Here is a 16,561-nt window from a genome sequence, read left to right as displayed (position 1 = left end):
GCCGTCAGAAGGGCAGCGGCCGCGCGTGCACCACGTCCAGCCGGGACACCGCGCGGGTGAGCACCACGTACAGCCGGTGCAGGCCCCGCCCGCCGGCGCCCTCCGCCTCCGCGATCGCCGCCGGTTCGACGGCCACGACGTGGTCGTACTCCAGCCCCTTGACGACGCCCGCCGGCGCCACGGTCACCCGGGCGCCCAGCTCCTTCGGCCCCCCGGCCGGGATGCCGGCCGCGTCGAGGGCGTCGCGCAGCCCGGGTACGTCCGCGTCGGCGGCGACGACACCGACGGAGCCGTCCCGGGTGAGGGCGGCCCGTACGGCGTCGACGGCCGCGTCCACGACCCGGCCGTCGGCGACCGGGCGGACCGACAGCTCCCCGTCCGCGCGCAGCGAGCGGGCCTCGGGCACGTCCACGCCGAGCCGCGCCAGCAGCCGGTTGGTGAGGCCGACGACCGCCTGCGGCACCCGGAAGCCGGTGGTCAGCGGTGTCACCGGGGCGTCCGGACGACCGAGGTGGGCGAGGGCCGTGCGCCACGACCGGGCGGCCCACGGCGTGGTGCCCTGGGCCAGGTCGCCGAGGACGGTGAGCGAGCCGAAGGCGGCCCGGCGGGCGATGGCCCGGTACTCCATCGGGGACAGGTCCTGGGCCTCGTCGACGACGATGTGCCCGTAGCCCTCGGGGTGTTCGAGGAGTCCGGCGACCTCGTCGAGGAGGACCAGGTCGGCGGCGGTCCAGCGGGCCGACCGCCACGACCGCCGCGCGTCGGCCGCCGTCCACAGCAGCGCCTTCTGCTCCGCGTCGTCCAGCAGCCCCTCGGCGGCCCGCGCCAGCGCGCCCGGATCGCCGAGGAGCCCCGCGACGACCTCCTCGGGACACACCCGGGGCCAGGCCGCGTCGAGGAACGCGGTGACGGGCCGGGCGCGTTCGATCCGGCGCGTCCAGGCGGCCGTCCGCGGCCCGCTCCGCCGCTCGGCCTGCTCCTGGACGTACCGCACGATCCGGGCCCGCACGCGTTCCCGGCCCACGGTGTACGGCGGCCCCTCCTCCCGTACGTCCGCCACGATCCGGATCAGCTCGCCGGCCGGGACCCGCCAGCGGTACGAGCCGTCCGGCACGGCGAGGGAGCCGGCGGCGTCGGGGCTCACGCGGGCGTACAGGGCGCGGCGCAGCACCTCGGCCGTCCGGGCGTCGTGCTTCACGGCGGCGGCCCGCTCGTCGTCGGTGGCGGTGACCGGGTGCCGGGCGATCTCCCGGGCGAGGGTGGACTGCCGTACGCCGGTCTCGCCGAGGGCGGGCAGCACCTCGGCGATGTAGGCGAGGAAGGTGGGGTTGGGGCCGAGGATCAGCAGGCCGCCGCGGGCGATGCGCCGCGGGTGGGTGTAGAGCAGGTAGGCGGCCCGGTGGAGGCCGACGGCGGTCTTCCCGGTGCCCGGGGCGCCCTGGACGCAGACCGTGGCGGTGAGGCCGGCGCGGACGAGGTCGTCCTGCTCGGGCTGGATGGTGGCCGCGATGTCCCGCATGGGTCCGACGCGGGGCCGTTCGATCTCCCGGGCCACGATGTCGCTCGCGCGGGACTCGCCCCGGCCGAGGTGTTCGTCCTCCAGTCCCGTGAGGTCGGCGCAATCCCCGCGGCTGCCTGGCGCCCAGCCGAAGCGCCGGCGGACGGCGACGCCGCGCGGGTCGGCGGCGGTGGCCTGGTAGAAGGCGCGGGAGACGGGGGCGCGCCAGTCGACGACCAGGGGCGGGGCGGCGGGGTCCTCGGTGATCCGCAGCCGGCCCAGGTGATACGTCTGCCCCGCGTGATCGCCCGCCGGGTCCGTCCCGGCGAAGTCCAGCCGCCCGAAGAACAGCGGGCCCTCGGGCAGTTCGCGCAGTTCCTTCGCCCGGCTGCGCAACCGGTACCCGAGCACTTCGGCGTCGGCACCGGAGGCGGAGACGTCCTCGCCGGTGACGACGTGTTCCCGGGCGCCGTCGGCCATGGCGGCGAGGGCGGTGCGGCAGTGGTCGTGGTGGGCGCGTTCGCGGGCGAGGGCGTGCCGCAGGGCGGGGTCGGGTGAGCTCATTCCGTCGAGCGTACCCAAATTCCGAGACTAGGTTAAATTATTTACCGCAACTCAACCTGGCTCGACTCAACCCGACTCATTCCGACTCGGTCCGGCTCAGGCGATCCACGGCAGCCCGGCCGCCAGCACCCCGAACGCCCGCTCCGCCGCCGCCACCGCGTCCCCGCGCACCGCGGCCACCCGCTCCCCGGCCGCGATCCGCCGCCAGTTCTCCAGCGCGAGCACCCGCTGTACGGCGATGATCTGCCCGGCCGCGAGCCTGGCGTCCAGGTCCCCGCCCAGGGCCTGGCCCAGCGCCGCCTCCGACCGCTCCAGGTGGGTGTGCAGCCGGGCGACTAGTGCGGGCGTCCCGTACAGCAGCGTGTGGAAGGCGAGTACGCCCGGATCGTCGTTGAGCCCGGTCACCGGGTCGCACCGCTCCAGTCCCGCCAGGAAGTGCCGGCGCAGCGCCGCCAGCGGCGTGGGCCCCTGCGCCACCACCCGCGCCGCCTCGCCCTCGTGGTCGGCGACGCGGTGCAGGACCAGGTCCTCCTTGGCCGGGAAGTACCGGAAGAGCGTCGGCTTGGACACCTCGGCCGCGGCGGCGACCTCCGCCACGGACACCGCGTCGAAACCCTTCTCCACGAAGAGCTCGATCGCGACGTCCGACAGCACCTGGAACATTCGCTGCTTCTTGCGCTCACGCAGACCGGGCTCACTCATGGGGCGAGCCTACGCACCGCTCCCGCCACGCGCGGACCGTGCCTCCAGCGAGGTCGCCGCGTCCCAGAGGGTTCCGAAGAACGCGCGCCTGCGGGCGACGACCTCGCGCCCCAGCTCACCGTCGTACCGGCTCCAGCGGGTCAGCAGCGAACCGTGTCCGATGAGGTCGAGCAGCTGGTCCCCGTCGGCCTCCGGGTCCGGCGGCACCGGCGCACGGTACTCGTCCGGCCTGACGTCGAGCTTGTCGTAGATCCCCTCGTACACCACCTCGTCGCCGACGACGTACAGCTTGAGGAAGGGGGACATGTGCACCGTCCGGAACTCGACGGACAGTGTGCCCTGGGCCTTGCGGGCCATCCTGCCGCGCATCGTGCGCAACCCCCGCTCGTACCCGGTGATCGTCTCCACCAGATGCCGGCGGAACCCCGGGGCGTCCGCCAGCCTGCCGTCCGCGAGCCGCACCAGGCCGGGGACCTCGATGGGGCGGGTGAAGTCCGGCACCAGAACGCGGACCGACACGCTTCTCGACGGGTCGGGCGGCAGGTCCTCCAGCACTCTGCGCAGCGGTTCGACGAAGGTCTCCCCGGTGAAGCACATGGCCCACAGCTCGATCTCGCCGCCGCGCCGGAGCGCCTGCGCGCACTCCTGGAGCAACCGGTCCGCGGTGGCTTCCTCGCCCGACTGCGGGCGCAGCCGCGCGGTCAGTTCCCGCACCTCGTCGCTCAGCCGCCGGACGGTCTCGTGCAGCTGCCGCGTCCCCTCCCGCTGCGCGTCGTGCGCCGTGTTCAGCCGCAGCACCTCGGCGTAGAGCACATAGCCCACGATGCTGAGCAGCGCTCCGCCGATGTAGGTCTTTCCCTGCAGGGCGTCACCCACCGGCTTGACGAACTGGGCCAGGAGGCCGACGCAGAAGACCGCCAGGAGCAGTCCTTTGGTCACCGTCGTCTCGGCACGACTCCAGCGCGCCGCCACTCTGCCGCCCAGCGACGGTCTGCCCTCAGCCACCAAGTCCCCCCGCCGGCACTCGGGTTGGAGCCGACCGGCCCATGGTGCCCGCCGCGGCGGCGGTCCGGAAGAGGGTGGTGCGCCTCATTCCCGCGCGGCGTGCCACTCCCGCAGGGCTTCTACGACCCGGTCCCGGCCCGGCAGGTCGACCAGCCGCAGCGGCTCACGGGCCCGCCGCGTCGCCCGTTCGATCCGGTCGGCGGCGGCGTGGAAGCGGCCCGTGTCCGCGTCCTCGGGCAGCTCGAGGGCCGCCCGCATGATGTCGGGGAACACCGACTGGGCGTACTCGAACGCGATGTAGACGGGAAGGTCCTCGTGCAGGCCCGCGGTCAGCTCGGCGAGCCCGGCGTCCGTCATGGCCTCGGCCCACAGCCGCGTCATGCGCTCCTGCTCCTCCTTGCTGTACGCCATGCGCACCAGGTGGGTCGCGAGGTCGTGCAGAGGATCGCCGAATATGGCCAGCTCCCAGTCGATCACCGCGAGCCGGCTGCCCCGTACGACGACATTGGCCCGGTGCACGTCCGTGTGCAGGAGCCGGAACGGACGCGAGGCCCGGCAGCGGTGGTGGGCGGCGAAACGCCCCATCGCGTCGTCCGGGACGCCGACGGCGTCGAACAGGGCGCCGAACCGGTCCCGGTTCGGCGCGTGCACGCGCTCCCGCGTGAAGCGGACCAGCCAGTCCAGGAACCCCTGGCTGTCGCCGTCGGGCGGCCAGTCCTCGGGGCGGGCCGGCAGTTCCGTCACGGGGATGCGCGCGGTGCGGACGAAGAAGGACGCGAACGAACGCATGATCTCCTCGCCCACGTCCGCGGCCGCCCCGCTGTCGCTGAGCGCCCGGCCCGGCCGGTACCGGTGCACGGAGCCGCCCCCGAGGTCGGCGAGGCAGGGCGGGACCTCCCGCAGGTACCGGCAGACGACGCCGAGCACCTCCGCCTCCCTCGGCCAGATGCGCGGCACGACCTCCACCGTCCGCAGCGGAACGCGGTACTTGAACCGGGTGAACGGTACGGCGCCCAGCAGCAGCGCCAGCACCAGACCCGAGCGCCGGACGTAGTTGACGTTGTGGTGCCCTCGCAGTACCTCACCCCGGCCACGGAGTCTGCGCGACTCCACGAGCTGGTGCACGAGCGCCTTGCGCGCCCGGTGGTGCAGACGGTGCATGGCCGGAGAGTAGCGCTCCCGGCCCGTCTCGGAGGGCGGCGTGACGGAGCTGTGGGCAAGAGCTCCCCGGGACACGGGCCGGCGCGGACCGGGCTCTGTCCGGCAGATCAGGTCACAGGGAGCTGACGGCACCCGATCAGTGCAGGTGAGCGGAGCCGACGGGGTCCCTCCAGCCGCCGGACAGGCCCTAACGGCCCGGACCGCGCAGTAGCTCCAGCAGCGGCGCGAAGGAGTCGACGACCGTGTCGGCGCCGGCCTCGGTGAGGAGCCGCGCCTTTCGGCCGTCGCGCCCGTACCCGAGGAAGGGGACCCCGGCACGCCGGGCCGCCTCGCAGTCGGAGGGGGAGTCGCCGATGAACAGCGAGGCCGACGGTTCGGCCCCCATCGCGCTGAGGGCCCGGACGAGGGTGTGCGGGTCCGGTTTGAGCAGCCGCAGCTCCTGAGTGCGGCCGTAGATGTGGGGGGCGAAGCACGGCAGCAGGCCCCGGCCGGCCAGGTAGGCGCGCACGACCCGCGGGGAGTTGTTGGTGGCGACGGCCAGCCGCACCCCGATGCCCGTCCAGGTGCGGATCAGCGGGTCGGCGTACGCGGTGGGCATCGCGGAGGCGGTGGCCCGCAGCTCCTCCTGGGTGAGGCGTTCCTCCAGCTCCTCGACCAGGTCGCTGCGCGGGTGGCGGCGGTCGACGGCGCGCAGCACCGCGTGGGGGTCGGGTGACTCGCGTTCCGTCTCGGTGAGCAGGCCGTGCAGTCCCCGGCTGCCGAGCCAGTCGACGAGGTCCGCCGCGACGTCTTCCGCCGTGTGGCCGGCGAACAGGCGGCAGATCGGCCCGTCGAAGTCCCACAGCACGAAACGGGCGCCGCCCATCAGCCGCCCGAGCCGAGTCGTGTCCGTCACCGCTGCGGTCCGCGTCGTATCAGAAGTCACTAGGAGAGTGTCATGTCCGAGGTGATGGTTTCCCAGAGGGCGTCGAACCACTTCTGTGATTCCTCCACGAACACCGCGTCCCGGTGGCCCGCCCGCTTCAGGAAGGAGAACAGCAGCGACTGGGAGCCCAGGGCGTCGTACATCTCCAGCGTCCGGCTCTCGTACTCCTCCTCGCGCCGGGTCAGCATGTAGTAGCCGTACAGGGCCTCCTCGCCGTTGAGCAGGTAGAGCTTCATCGGCGGGGTGAAGGGCAGCGCGCGGAAGGCGATGCGCACGTCGACGTGGTGGGTGGAGCGCACGGCGTGCAGGTTGTGCTGGAGGACGCGGGCCTGGGCGTTGCGCATCTGGAGCCAGCGCTGGTGGACCGGGTCGTCGTCCTCCTCGTCCACCAGGACGGGGAAGGCCAGCTCGATGTCCCGCGACGGCATCAGGACGCGGAAGTCGATGGACTGGGGGCGGATGCGGCCCTCGTGGATGAGGCGGAGCGGCTCGCTGAGGGCGAGCATCAGCGTCTCCGAGGTGTGGCAGACGACGTCGACCTTCACGCGCGGTACCGAGAACGCGTCCGACAGGCGGGGCCCGAGGGCCACCATCGTCGGCTGGGGCTCGTCCCGGGGCGTGGCGGGCTCGGCGATGCGGGGCGGGCTGCCCTTGCTCACGTTGGTGAGCAGGCCGTCCTCCTGGAGCGCGCGCAGGGCCTGACGGACGGTGCCGCGCTCCACCCCGAACTCGTCGGCCAGTTCGGCCTGGGTGGGCAGGCGGTCGCCCGCCTTGAGGTCTCCCTCGCGGATCCGCTCCCGCAGTATGTCGGCGATCTCCTGGGACGAGAGCCTTCTGCCGCCGTTCACGGACACGTTCTCCTGGGTCACGACCAAACGCTACAACTTCGAGCTATCTATAGGGAGTTGTTTGGAACTTGTTTATAGGTAGCAGCCAAGCGGGGACAACCTAAGTGGAGTTGGTTGCCAACTTTAGCCAGTTGGCGGAAGTTCTTCTTCCCGAACCTCCGAAGGGGGAAAGACAGTGCCCGTCCTCGCCTTAGTCTCCGCGATCCTCTTCGTCGCCCTCGAGCAGCTCGTCCAGTGGAAGTACGGCGCCGCCGGCATCGTCGGCCTGCTCCTGCTCACCGTGGGCGTCAAGGCCAAGAGCCCGTCCGTCAGCTCCGCCGGAGCGGTGGTGCTGGCCCTCCTGGTCGCGGCCCCGGCGCTCTGATCACGTCGTGAGCAGCAGCTCCGAACTGATCGTCTCCCACAGCGCGTCGAACCACAGCCCCGACTGCTTCACGAACACCCCGTCCCGCACGCCCCCGGCCTGCGCGAACGCGAAGAGCGTCGAACGGATGCCCTCCACGTCGTACATCTCCGTCGGCTCGTGATCGATCTCGCGCTCACGCCGGCCGAGGGTGTAGTACGCGAAGAGGGCCTCCGCGCCGTTGAGCAGGTACAGCTTCACCGGCGGAGTGAAGGGCAGCGCGCGGAAGGTGACGCTGACGTCGATGCCGTGCGTCGCCCGCAGGCTCAGCAGGTTGTGCTGGAGCACCTGCCCCTGCGCGTTGCGCATGGCCAGCCACCGCTCGTGCACCGGGTCGCCGTCCCCGCGGCCGGCGACCGCCACCGGGAAGGCCAGGTCGATGTTCCGGCCCGGCAGCAGCACACGTACGTCGATCTTGGCCGGTTTCCGCCGCCCCGCGTGGATCTGGCGCAGGGGTTCACCGAGGGCGAGGGCGAGGGAGACCGAGGTCAGGCACAGGGCGTCGATCTCCACGTGCGGGGACGCGAAGGCCTCGGCGATGCGGGGCGCGAGGGCGACCGTGGTGGGCGCGGGCAGGGCGGCCGGGCCGGTCAGGGCGGCGCCGGGGTCGGGTGCGACGGTCGCCGGGCTCCCCTTGGACACGTTGGTGAGCAGGCGCTCCGACTGGAGGATGCGCAGGGCCTGGCGGACGGTGCCGCGCTCCACGCCGAACTCGTCGGCCAACTGGGCCTGGGTGGGCATGCGCTGGCCCGCCCGCAGCCGACCGGACCTGATCCGGGCGCGCAGCTCGTCGGCCACCTCGCGATGTGTCCTCTGCGGCCGCTGCGCTCTCCTGCGGTCGTCGACGAGGGCGTGTTCCGGCTCCACGACCGAACACTACAACTTCCCGCCATCTTTGGGCAGTTCAGTGGAAGGTGGTTATGAGACGCGCCCAAGCGGAGATAAGTACAGAGAAGTTGGCAGCCAACTTGAGCAACGTGGTCAGACCTCCAGAGGGTTGGCCGACCGAGCCGGCCCACTGCTGTCCGGGCCCCCTTCCGGAGGGGAGCCGGGGACCCGGACGGGCAGTCGCACCACGCACCACGCACCACGCACCACAAGCACACGCACGACCACAACCGAAGAGCGCTACGGATGCGCACACCCACCGTCACCGGCAGAAGGGAGCCGCCTCAGAACAGGTCCGGGCACCAAGGCCGCCTGGACGTACGCAGCAGGGCGTCGGCCACACGGGCGGCGCCCGCTCGTTCTTCCCGGACCCGCCCGAGCGCGGCCAGCCGCACGGCCGACTCGTCGCCGAGCCACAGCGCCGCCAGCTCGCCCACGTCGAGCTCGAGATGGGCGCTCTCGGTGGTCGGCGTGCAGGACGCCCCGTCCGGTCCCGCCTCCAGCCGCCACCGCCCGCCGGCCGGCCCCGCCCGGTCCGCGACCTCCAGCACCAGCGACCCCCGCCCCTCGTACGCGCGCGCCTCCAACGCCCGTACGACGTCCAGGATCCGCACCCACAGCCAGTCCGCCTGCGTGGTGATCCTGGCCGCGCGCGGGTCCGGCAGGAGGTACGGGAGCAGGTCGTCGGGGGCGCGCCAGCCGCTCTTGACGGTCGTGATCCAGTCGATCGAGCACAGGTAGCGCCACAGCGCGCGCTCGGCGGCCGGGGAGACGGCGATCAGCCACTCGACGGTCGCCGTGTTCAGCGGCTGCTTGCCGTCGCCCCAGTGGTCGTCGCTCCGGTAGCAGACCAGGCCCTCCACCTCGCCGTCCGCCGAGCGGTACAGGGCGTAGTAGGGCTCGGTCCACGGGGCGCCGCTCCAGTTGACGGCGCCCGTCCGCATCTGCCACCACAGCTCGGTCCGGCTCACCGCGCCCGGCTGGGCCCGGCGCAGCCGCTCGTGCAGTTCGGGGCCGAGCTTGCGGACGTCCTCGCCGTCCACGAGGTCGATCCGCCCGCCGTCCTCCGGGGCCGACCGGCGGGGGTCGAGTCCGGCGCGGGGGACGTCGACGGTCCACTCGGTCATGGTGGTGGCGGGGCCGAAGCCGTAGCGGCCGTAGATCGGGTACTCGGCGGCGATCAGCGTCGCGACGACGTCCCCGCGGTCCTTCGCGGCGGCCAGGTCCCGCGCCATCATCCGGGTCAGCAGGCCGCGGCGGCGGTGGGTCGCGGTGACGGTGACGTTGGAGATCGCGTCGGCTTGGACGGGGGTGCCGCCGACGGCGGTGACCTCCTGGTCGAAGGACCGGAAGGTCGCCACGCACCGGGCGCCGTCGAAGGCGCCGAGCAGCCGGCCCGGCACGAACTCGGCGCGGCGGCTCTCCGCCTCCTCCGCGGTGACGGCGGGCGGCCTCAGGAACCCCGTCTTCAGGGCCCGGAGCCAGTCGGCGTACTCGGCTTCGGTGATGGGACGTACGTCTGTGTCGGTGCGGCTGCTCATGGGCTCACGGTAGGCCGGTCCCCCCGCCCGCGTCGCGGGGATTTGCGGGCCCCGGTGCGGGCTGCCGGGCTGGTCAGAAGGCCGCCCGGATCTCCCCCACCTCGCGCCCGCCGCCCAGCAGCGGCGTACGGCCGATGCGCTCGACCACGGGGCCCTCCACCCCCATCAGTGTCAGGGCGCGGGCCAGGACCGGGCCGAGGGCGCGGGTCGCGCCGTCCTCGACCTTGAAGGCCAGGGCGCGGCCGTCCGGCAGGGCGACGGCCTGGACGGCCTCGGCGCCCATCTTGGAGAGGGCGCCGGGCACCTCGCGCATCAGCCAGGTGTCGGGGCGCCGGGTGCCGGCGACGTACTCGGGATGGGCGCGCATCGCGTCGGCGACCCGGCGCTCCGCCGAGCCCGGCTCGGCGGCGACGAAGGAGCGGAAGGCGCGGGCCAGCCCGACCAGGCTGATCGCCATCAGCGGCGCCCCGCACCCGTCCGTGCCGACGGCGGCGACCGGCTCGCCCGCGGCGTCCTCCACAACCCTGTGGATGATCCGCTGGAGCGGGTGCTCCGGGTCGAGGTACGTCTCCTGCGACCAGCCCCGCTCGGCGCAGACCGCCAGCATCGCGGTGTGCTTGCCGGAGCAGTTCATCGTGACGCGGTCGGCGACGGCGCCCGAGGTCAGGTACGTGTCCCGCTCCTCGGGGTCCAGCGGCAGGTCGGGCGGGCACTGGAGCTGGGCCGGGTCGAGGCCGTGCTCGTCGAGCATCTTGCGGACCAGGTCACGGTGAAACGATTCTCCGGAGTGGCTCGCGGCGGCCAGCGCCAGTCGTTCCCCGGCGAGCTCCAGTCCGGCCCGCAGGACGCCGGCCGCCTGCATCGGCTTGTTGGCGGACCGCGGGAAGACCGGCTCGGTCACCTCCCCCAGCGCCAGCTCCACGGCCCCGTCCGCGGCCAGCACGACGAGACTGCCCCGGTGCCGCCCCTCGACGAACCCGGACCGGACGACCTCGGCGAGGACGGGCGGCACGACGGGCGACAGGGCGGACGTGGGGGCGGACTGGGGCGACCGGCGCGGCTGCGACGGTTGGGGCTGCTGGGGCGCGGACATCGGCGGTGGGGCCTTCCGGACGGGTGACCCGCCGCGCGGCGACGGCCCGGGATCACCGGGCCTGCGGTGGGCGGCCGGACCGGCCGCCCCTCACGTCACACGAGCAGGTCGTCGACTTGTGCTTCCCCTTCACGGTACCGGCGTGCGATCTCGCCGCTGCAGTCGTCGGCGGTCCGCTGGAGCCGCTGCCTGCGCCGGGAGACCTGCTGCTCGTACCGGACGAGCCGGCCCATCCCGCCGGTCAGCTCCGCGTCGGTGCGGGCCGTCAGGTCGGACAGCTCCACCTCGCCCAGCATCTCCGCGGCCAGCCGCCGGCACTCCTCGGTCCGCGGAGTGGCGAGCGTCACATGCCGCGCGGAGGACCGCTGGCGGGCCGGGGCGTCCGCGAGGATCTCCGACAGCCGTTCCACGACGGACCCCGTCGCCGCGGTGGTGACCACGGACGACGACGGGCCCGGACCGCGCCGCGCCAGCTCCGCGCGCAGGATGTCGATCCGCCCCTGAAGCAGCCGTCGTACGTAGCTGAGATCGGCCTCCTCGCGCTGGGCGTCCCGGCGCAGCGTGCGCAGCTCGGGCAGGCTCAGCGTGGTCAGGTCGTGCGCCCCCGTGTCCCCCGTGCCCCCCGTGCCCGAAGGGCCCGGGGGGCGGTCCGCGGGAAGCTCCGCGGGCAACTCCGGGCTGTCCGTGCGCTGCACGGGCGGCCGCGGTGCCTCCAGGCCGCCCGGATATGTCAACGCGACAGCCCCCAGCGACTGCCCCGTCCCCGTACTGGTTGTGCTCATGCGCCTCTACCGTCCCCTCGACCGGCGTCTGGGAGCATCGTGCCACCCCAGGTGGTTGTTATGTGACCGAGTGCCCACGATCGGACCCGATCGGCCCCAGATGGGGGGTTAGGGAGCGAAAAGAAACCCCGTACGGGCCCGCCTGCCCGCGCCCTGGGGGCGCACGGCATCATGACGGGATGCGTGCAGTGGTACAGCGGGTGGACGGCGCGAGCGTCGTGGTGGACGGCGAGACCGTGGGGGCGATCGAGGGCGAGGGCCTGTGCGTCCTGGTCGGCGTCACCCACGACGACACCGAGGAGAAGGCCGCGCAGCTCGCCCGCAAGCTCTGGTCGGTGCGGGTGCTGCACGACGAGAAGTCGTGCAGCGACATCGACGCACCGCTCCTGGTGATCAGCCAGTTCACTCTTTACGGTGACGCCCGCAAGGGCCGCCGCCCCACCTGGAACGCCGCCGCCCCGGGCGACGTGGCCGAACCCCTGGTCGACGAGGTCGTCGCGCGGCTGCGCGCGCTGGGCGCGACGGTGGCCACGGGCCGCTTCGGCGCGCAGATGCGGGTGTCGCTGACGAACGACGGCCCCTTCACGGTCCTCGTCGAGGTCTGAGCGCCGGGGTCCGAGCGCGGCCGGCTACGGCTCGACGACCGTCTCCTGCGCGGCGGCCGTGTCCTCGGCCACCAGCCGGGCGTCCACCGGAACGTTCCGCTTCACCAGGGCGAGGGCGACCGGCCCCAGCTCGTGGTGGCGTACGGACGTGGTCACGAAGCCGATCTTCCGGCCCTCCGGCCCGTCGTCCGCGAGCCGCACCTCCGCCCCGTTCGGCGGCAGGTGGACCTCGCTGCCGTCCAGGTGCAGGAAGACCAGCCGGCGCGGCGGCTTGCCCAGGTTCTGCACCCGGGCGACGGTCTCCTGCCCCCGGTAGCAGCCCTTCTGCAGGTGCACGGCGGTACCGATCCAGCCCAGCTCGTGCGGGATGGTCCGGTGGTCGGTCTCGAAACCGAGCCGCGGGCGGTGCTGCTCGACCCGGAGGGCCTCGTGGGCGAGGATCCCGGCCGGCGGCCCGGCCTGCGCGGCGTACGCCTCCAGCTCCTCCCTCGGCAGGAACAGATCACGTCCGTACGCCGTCTCGCGGACCACGGCGCGCTCCGGCGCCTCGGCGATCGACCCGGCCGGCAGGTGCACGACCGCGGTGTCGGCGGTGCGGTCGGCGACCTCGACCCGGTAGAAGAACTTCATCGACTCCAGATAGCCGATCAGCGACTCCTGACTCCCTGGCTCCACGTGGGCCCAGGTGGTCGTGCCGTCGTCGACGAGGTACAGGGCGTGCTCGATGTGGCCGTTGGCGGAGAGGATCAGCGCCTCGGTGGCCTGCCCGGCGGGCAGCTCGCTGACGTGCTGGGTGAGCAGCAGGTGCAGCCAGCTCAGCCGGTCGTCGCCGGTGACGGTGACGACACCGCGGTGGGAGAGGTCGACGAATCCGGTGCCGTCGGCGAGGGCACGCTGCTCGCGGAACAGGTCGCCGTAGTGGGCGGCGACGCCTTCGTCCACGCCCTCGGCGGGGACGGCGCCGGGCAGGGACAGCAGGGGGCTCTTCATACGCCCTAGCCTACGACTCGGTAGTTGAACCCTTCGGGGAGCAGTCCTCGCACCGGCCGAAGATCGCGAAGTGCTTCAAGTCGGTGTCGAAGCCGAACTGCCGCCGCAGCTTGGCGGTGAACTCGGCGGCCACCGACAGGTCGGCCTCGATCACGTTCGTGCAGTCCCGGCACACCAGGTGGATGTGGTGGTGCCGGTCGGCCAGGTGGTACGTGGGCGCCCCGTGCCCCAGATGGGCGTGGCTGACCAGCCCCAGCTCCTCCAGCAGCTCCAGCGTGCGGTACACCGTGGAGATGTTCACCCCCGACGCCGTCTTCCGCACTTCGCCGAGGATGTCGTCGGGGGTCGCGTGTTCGAGGGTGTCCACGGCTTCGAGCACCAGCTGCCGCTGCGGGGTCAGCCGGTAGCCGCGCTGTCTGAGGTCGCTCTTCCAGTCGGTGCTCACCACACCCCTGAGTCTAGGACTACTTGAAGAAAGCGATCCCGTCGTCCGGCATGTCGTCCGGGAGGGCCTTGGCCCAGCGCTCGACGTCCTCCGGGGTGACGACCTTCTTCAGGTGCGCGGACATGTAGGGGCGCAGCTCGACCTCGGGGGTCTGCTTCTCGCCGACCCACATCAGGTCGCTCTTGACGTAGCCGTAGAGCCGCTTGCCGCCGGTGTACGGCTGAGAGGCCGCCGTGCGGGCCACCGCGTCCGTCACCAGGTCGATCTGGGGCTTCTGCTCGGCCATCTCGCCGTACCAGATCTCGATGACGCCGTCGTCGCGGGTCATCGTCACCTCGACCTTGCGGTTGGCGTCGATGCGCCAGAAGCCGTGCTCGGACTCCAGCGGGCGGACCTTGTTGCCGTCGTTGTCCAGCACCCAGGTGTGCGACTGGTACTCCAGGAAGTCCCGCCCGTCGTGGGTGAAGGAGACCTCCTGGCCGAAGTTGCACTTCTCGGCGCCGGGAAAGTCGTGCACGCCCGCGCCCGCCCAGTTCCCGAGGAGGAAGGCGAGGGGGACGAGGTCCTTGTGGAGGTCGGACGGGATCTCGATCATGAGGGGTACTTCCTGGCGTCGGTGATCAGCGCTGGCCCTGGTACAGCTTCTTCACGGTCAGACCGGCGAAGGCGAGGACGCCGACGCAGACCAGGACCAGCAGGGCTTCGAAGAAGATCTCCACGGGGTGCTCCTTGAGCGGGGGGCATACGACAGGGCCGCCCCCAGCTTACGCGGCCCCTCCGGACGCTTCCCGTCGGACTCCGCCCACGAAGGCGGCCCACGCGGGCGCGGTGAAGAGGAGTGCTCCGCGGGAGGGGTCCTTGCTGTCCCGGACGGGGACGAGGGAGGGGAGGTTGGGGGCGACCTCGACGCACTCGCCGCCGCTCGCGTTGCTGTAGCTGCTCCTGCGCCAGTCGGCGGCGCGGAGGAGGTCGTCGGAGACCTCCACGCAATCGCCGCCGCTCGTGTTGCTGTAGCTGCTCCTGCGCCACGAGACGGCGCTCAGATCGATGACTCGCACGGCGCTTCCTCCAACGTCCGCAGGATGAAATCGCGCGACTGCGCCGGGGACAGCGCCAAGTCGCGCATCGCATCGTACCTACGTTGCAGCAGCTCAACTGAGGCGTTTTCCTCCACGAGTTCACCGCGCAGATCGTTCTCGGTGTAGGCGACGACGCGGCCGTTCGGCAGGCGCAGGAACTTCACCGCGGTGTTCATCAGGCCGTGCGGGCCCGCACGGAACGGCAGGACCTGGAGGGTGATACTCGGGCGCCCGGCCATCTCGGCCAGGTGGGCCAACTGCTCGCGCCAGGCCCCCACGTCGCGCAGCGACGTGCGCAGCACCGCCTCGGAGAGAATGACGCGAAACGGCGGTGGAGCCTCCCCCTCCAGCAGTTGCCGACGGCCGAGACGGGCCTCGACCTGCTGCTCCAGTTCTGGCCCCTTGAGCCAGCCCACGGCAAGCGTCTCGCGCGCGTAGCCGGCGGTCTGGAGCAGGCCCGGCGGCGCGCTGACCGCGTAGTGCCACAGGCTGATCGCCTCGGCCTCCAGGATCATGTACCGCCGGTACTGCTCCCGGAACTGCGTCGGATCGGCGACCGCCAGCTCCCACAGCGTGAGCAGCATTCCGCCCGTGCCGAAGTACTGGTCCAGCGCCTCGACGATCTCCGGGCCGCCCAGCGTGTGGCCGTTCTCCATCTTTCCGAACTGGGACGCGTCCCAGCCCACCGCCTCCGCCATGCCCCGCAGGGACACGCCCCGCCCCTGGCGGAGCAGCCGCAGCTCCTCCGCGAACCGTGCCCTCGGTTCCTGACTGCGACCCGTGATCGCCCTCCGCTGCGGCACCGCACCCCTCCCGGCTGTGGAATTTGTGGAATTTGGAGCGCCCGGTGTGGCACTAGCGGCCGTTCCGGGCCTGGCGACCCCCGGTCTGGGTCATGCTCTTACTGCCCACCACTACGCAGAGTAGGGCAACTGTCGCATTCCGTATAGATGTTGACGTAAGGGAGCGAACTCGTGAGAACAGAACCGGCCACCTTCCAGCTCGGTGCCGTGCTGTACGACCCGGCCGCCGCGAAGGTCGGCGCGTACCAGGGCCGGTCCGGGCCCCGCGCGCTGCTCCGTCCCGTCGGCGGTGGCCGGGAGTGGGAGGCGGACCCGGCCTCGCTGCGCCCGGCGACGGACCGCGAACGCCTCAGCGCGGGCGTGCGCGCCGCGAACGACCGCGCACGTACCGCACCCCCGGACCCCGGTGACCTGGACCGGCCCCCGGCGCCCGTCCCCGGCTGCGCGGCCTGCGCCTGGCTGGACGACCGGCGGGAGGCGGCGCGCACGGAACGCGACCACAGCGCGGTGACGGACGCGAACGTGCTGCTGCGCCAGCACCAGCGGGCGGAGCACGAGGCATGACGTACGAAGGCGGCCTGCCCTACGAGGAGTGCCGACGGGCCCAGCGGCTGTCGCCCCGGCGCGACCGGACGCCCCTCTCACCCGGTTTCGCGATGCCCCCGTTCCACCCGGACCACCCGCCGAGGCCCGCTCCGAGGCCCGCTCCGAAACCCGCGCGGTCCCGGCCGTACGTCAGGCCGGACGGCGCCACCGTCAGCGGCCTGCTCACCGTGCTGTGCGTCGCGTCGCTGCTGGTGACGATCGCCCTCACCGTCTGACGCCGCCCGCGAGGGCTACGCTTCCGGCATGGCGAAGAAGCTCGTGATCAAGGTGACAGCGGGGGCCGATGCCCCCGAGCGCTGCTCGCAGGCGTTCACGGTGGCGGCGGTGGCCGTGGCCAGCGGGGTCGACGTGTCCCTGTGGCTGACCGGGGAGTCCGCCTGGTTCGCGGTGCCGGGGCGCGCGGCCGAGTTCGAGCTGCCGCACGCCGCGCCGCTGCCCGACCTGCTCGACTCCCTCCTGGCCGGTGGCCGGGTGACGCTGTGCACCCAGTGCGCGGCCCGGCGCGACCTGACCGAGAAGGACGTCATCGAGGGCGTGCGGATCGCCGGCGCCCAGGTCTTCGTCCAGGAGGCACTGGCCGACGACACCCAGGCCCTCGTCTACTGACCCCCTCCCCAAAAAGC

20 protein-coding genes are annotated in these 16,561 nt (G+C 72.7%); 5 read left to right on the top strand and 15 right to left on the bottom strand.

All coding sequences use genetic code 11. The annotated features are described in order from the left end of the window. Positions 1 to 4 precede the first annotated feature (4 nt). The 6 genes from M6G08_RS06520 to M6G08_RS06495 form a co-directional block, all read right to left on the bottom strand. On the bottom strand, positions 5 to 2,062 hold the full coding sequence (locus M6G08_RS06520) for a HelD family protein (protein ID WP_272586240.1): 2,058 nt from the start codon (positions 2,060 to 2,062) through the stop codon (positions 5 to 7). Between the two features lie 96 nt (positions 2,063 to 2,158). Continuing rightward, on the bottom strand, positions 2,159 to 2,764 hold the full coding sequence (locus M6G08_RS06515; protein ID WP_272586239.1) for a TetR/AcrR family transcriptional regulator: 606 nt from the start codon (positions 2,762 to 2,764) through the stop codon (positions 2,159 to 2,161). A gap of 9 nt (positions 2,765 to 2,773) precedes the next feature. Then, positions 2,774 to 3,769, bottom strand: coding sequence for an ATP/GTP-binding protein (locus tag M6G08_RS06510; protein ID WP_272586238.1), 996 nt, complete (start codon positions 3,767 to 3,769; stop codon positions 2,774 to 2,776). Between the two features lie 84 nt (positions 3,770 to 3,853). Then, positions 3,854 to 4,930: a phosphotransferase family protein gene (locus M6G08_RS06505; RefSeq protein ID WP_272586237.1), complete on the bottom strand. Its 1,077-nt coding sequence runs from the start codon at positions 4,928 to 4,930 to the stop codon at positions 3,854 to 3,856. Between the two features lie 187 nt (positions 4,931 to 5,117). After that, the gene (locus tag M6G08_RS06500) at positions 5,118 to 5,906 is read right to left on the bottom strand and encodes an HAD family hydrolase (RefSeq protein WP_272586236.1); all 789 of its coding nucleotides are present in this window, start codon (positions 5,904 to 5,906) and stop codon (positions 5,118 to 5,120) included. Further along, positions 5,855 to 6,730, bottom strand: coding sequence for a GntR family transcriptional regulator (locus M6G08_RS06495; protein WP_272586235.1), 876 nt, complete (start codon positions 6,728 to 6,730; stop codon positions 5,855 to 5,857). The genes M6G08_RS06500 and M6G08_RS06495 overlap by 52 nt, the downstream gene beginning before the upstream one ends. Before the next feature lie 148 nt (positions 6,731 to 6,878). On the opposite strand from M6G08_RS06495, the gene M6G08_RS06490 reads away from it, so the two are divergent. Beyond that, complete coding sequence (locus tag M6G08_RS06490; protein WP_272586234.1) at positions 6,879 to 7,067, top strand: hypothetical protein; 189 nt, start codon at positions 6,879 to 6,881, stop codon at positions 7,065 to 7,067. On the opposite strand, the gene M6G08_RS06485 is transcribed toward M6G08_RS06490, so the two are convergent. From M6G08_RS06485 to M6G08_RS06470, 4 genes are all read right to left on the bottom strand, one after another. Beyond that, a complete protein-coding gene (locus tag M6G08_RS06485; RefSeq protein WP_272586233.1) occupies positions 7,068 to 7,973 on the bottom strand; it encodes a winged helix-turn-helix domain-containing protein in 906 nt (301 codons plus the stop codon). A 305-nt stretch (positions 7,974 to 8,278) separates the two neighbouring features. Continuing rightward, the gene (locus M6G08_RS06480; protein ID WP_272586232.1) at positions 8,279 to 9,535 is read right to left on the bottom strand and encodes a GNAT family N-acetyltransferase; all 1,257 of its coding nucleotides are present in this window, start codon (positions 9,533 to 9,535) and stop codon (positions 8,279 to 8,281) included. Positions 9,536 to 9,608: 73 nt separating this feature from the next. After that, a complete protein-coding gene (locus M6G08_RS06475; RefSeq protein WP_272586231.1) occupies positions 9,609 to 10,628 on the bottom strand; it encodes an asparaginase in 1,020 nt (339 codons plus the stop codon). Positions 10,629 to 10,723: 95 nt separating this feature from the next. Beyond that, a complete protein-coding gene (locus tag M6G08_RS06470; protein ID WP_272586230.1) occupies positions 10,724 to 11,410 on the bottom strand; it encodes an RsiG family protein in 687 nt (228 codons plus the stop codon). A 179-nt stretch (positions 11,411 to 11,589) separates the two neighbouring features. Here M6G08_RS06470 and dtd point away from each other — a divergent pair, with 179 nt between their 5' ends. Further along, positions 11,590 to 12,015 (top strand): D-aminoacyl-tRNA deacylase, encoded by a 426-nt coding sequence (gene dtd, locus M6G08_RS06465; RefSeq protein ID WP_272586229.1) that lies wholly within the window; start codon positions 11,590 to 11,592, stop codon positions 12,013 to 12,015. Between the two features lie 24 nt (positions 12,016 to 12,039). Here the strand turns inward: dtd and ygfZ are convergent, their stop codons facing one another. From ygfZ to M6G08_RS06440, 5 genes are all read right to left on the bottom strand, one after another. After that, positions 12,040 to 13,005 (bottom strand): CAF17-like 4Fe-4S cluster assembly/insertion protein YgfZ, encoded by a 966-nt coding sequence (ygfZ, locus tag M6G08_RS06460; protein ID WP_272586228.1) that lies wholly within the window; start codon positions 13,003 to 13,005, stop codon positions 12,040 to 12,042. Between the two features lie 10 nt (positions 13,006 to 13,015). Beyond that, positions 13,016 to 13,453 carry a Fur family transcriptional regulator gene (locus tag M6G08_RS06455; RefSeq protein WP_272586227.1) on the bottom strand — a complete coding sequence of 146 codons (438 nt, stop codon included), beginning with the start codon at positions 13,451 to 13,453 and terminating at the stop codon, positions 13,016 to 13,018. Between the two features lie 16 nt (positions 13,454 to 13,469). Next, positions 13,470 to 14,045: a heme-binding beta-barrel domain-containing protein gene (locus tag M6G08_RS06450; protein ID WP_272586226.1), complete on the bottom strand. Its 576-nt coding sequence runs from the start codon at positions 14,043 to 14,045 to the stop codon at positions 13,470 to 13,472. A 169-nt stretch (positions 14,046 to 14,214) separates the two neighbouring features. After that, positions 14,215 to 14,508: a DUF397 domain-containing protein gene (locus tag M6G08_RS06445; RefSeq protein ID WP_272586225.1), complete on the bottom strand. Its 294-nt coding sequence runs from the start codon at positions 14,506 to 14,508 to the stop codon at positions 14,215 to 14,217. After that, positions 14,490 to 15,332, bottom strand: coding sequence for a helix-turn-helix domain-containing protein (locus M6G08_RS06440; RefSeq protein WP_272586224.1), 843 nt, complete (start codon positions 15,330 to 15,332; stop codon positions 14,490 to 14,492). The genes M6G08_RS06445 and M6G08_RS06440 overlap by 19 nt, the downstream gene beginning before the upstream one ends. Before the next feature lie 171 nt (positions 15,333 to 15,503). On the opposite strand from M6G08_RS06440, the gene M6G08_RS06435 reads away from it, so the two are divergent. The 3 genes from M6G08_RS06435 to M6G08_RS06425 are packed head-to-tail and all read left to right on the top strand — an operon-like array spanning position 15,504 to position 16,544. Beyond that, positions 15,504 to 15,896, top strand: a complete 393-nt coding sequence (locus M6G08_RS06435; RefSeq protein ID WP_272586223.1) for a hypothetical protein — start codon at positions 15,504 to 15,506, stop codon at positions 15,894 to 15,896. Beyond that, positions 15,893 to 16,153 (top strand): hypothetical protein, encoded by a 261-nt coding sequence (locus M6G08_RS06430; RefSeq protein WP_272586222.1) that lies wholly within the window; start codon positions 15,893 to 15,895, stop codon positions 16,151 to 16,153. The genes M6G08_RS06435 and M6G08_RS06430 overlap by 4 nt, the downstream gene beginning before the upstream one ends. A 28-nt stretch (positions 16,154 to 16,181) precedes the next feature. Then, the gene (locus M6G08_RS06425; RefSeq protein WP_003974797.1) at positions 16,182 to 16,544 is read left to right on the top strand and encodes a DsrE family protein; all 363 of its coding nucleotides are present in this window, start codon (positions 16,182 to 16,184) and stop codon (positions 16,542 to 16,544) included. Positions 16,545 to 16,561 lie beyond the last annotated feature (17 nt).

The sequence above is a fragment of the Streptomyces sp. M92 genome (assembly GCF_028473745.1).
Classification (GTDB): Bacteria; Actinomycetota; Actinomycetes; order Streptomycetales; family Streptomycetaceae; genus Streptomyces.
Note: the sequence above shows the minus strand (reverse complement) of the source record. Positions and strands in the feature narration are given on the sequence as shown.

Excerpts from the sequence above, each read along its gene's own strand:
- M6G08_RS06520 (WP_272586240.1), bottom strand. The coding sequence starts at position 2,062 with ATGAGCTCACCCGACCCCGCCCTGCGGCACGCCCTCGCCCGCGAACGC.
- M6G08_RS06515 (WP_272586239.1), bottom strand. The coding sequence starts at position 2,764 with ATGAGTGAGCCCGGTCTGCGTGAGCGCAAGAAGCAGCGAATGTTCCAG.
- M6G08_RS06505 (WP_272586237.1), bottom strand. The coding sequence starts at position 4,930 with ATGCACCGTCTGCACCACCGGGCGCGCAAGGCGCTCGTGCACCAGCTC.
- M6G08_RS06480 (WP_272586232.1), bottom strand. The coding sequence starts at position 9,535 with ATGAGCAGCCGCACCGACACAGACGTACGTCCCATCACCGAAGCCGAG.
- M6G08_RS06475 (WP_272586231.1), bottom strand. The coding sequence starts at position 10,628 with ATGTCCGCGCCCCAGCAGCCCCAACCGTCGCAGCCGCGCCGGTCGCCC.
- M6G08_RS06470 (WP_272586230.1), bottom strand. The coding sequence starts at position 11,410 with ATGAGCACAACCAGTACGGGGACGGGGCAGTCGCTGGGGGCTGTCGCG.
- dtd (WP_272586229.1), top strand. The coding sequence starts at position 11,590 with ATGCGTGCAGTGGTACAGCGGGTGGACGGCGCGAGCGTCGTGGTGGAC.
- ygfZ (WP_272586228.1), bottom strand. The coding sequence starts at position 13,005 with ATGAAGAGCCCCCTGCTGTCCCTGCCCGGCGCCGTCCCCGCCGAGGGC.
- M6G08_RS06450 (WP_272586226.1), bottom strand. The coding sequence starts at position 14,045 with ATGATCGAGATCCCGTCCGACCTCCACAAGGACCTCGTCCCCCTCGCC.
- M6G08_RS06430 (WP_272586222.1), top strand. The coding sequence starts at position 15,893 with ATGACGTACGAAGGCGGCCTGCCCTACGAGGAGTGCCGACGGGCCCAG.
- M6G08_RS06425 (WP_003974797.1), top strand. The coding sequence starts at position 16,182 with ATGGCGAAGAAGCTCGTGATCAAGGTGACAGCGGGGGCCGATGCCCCC.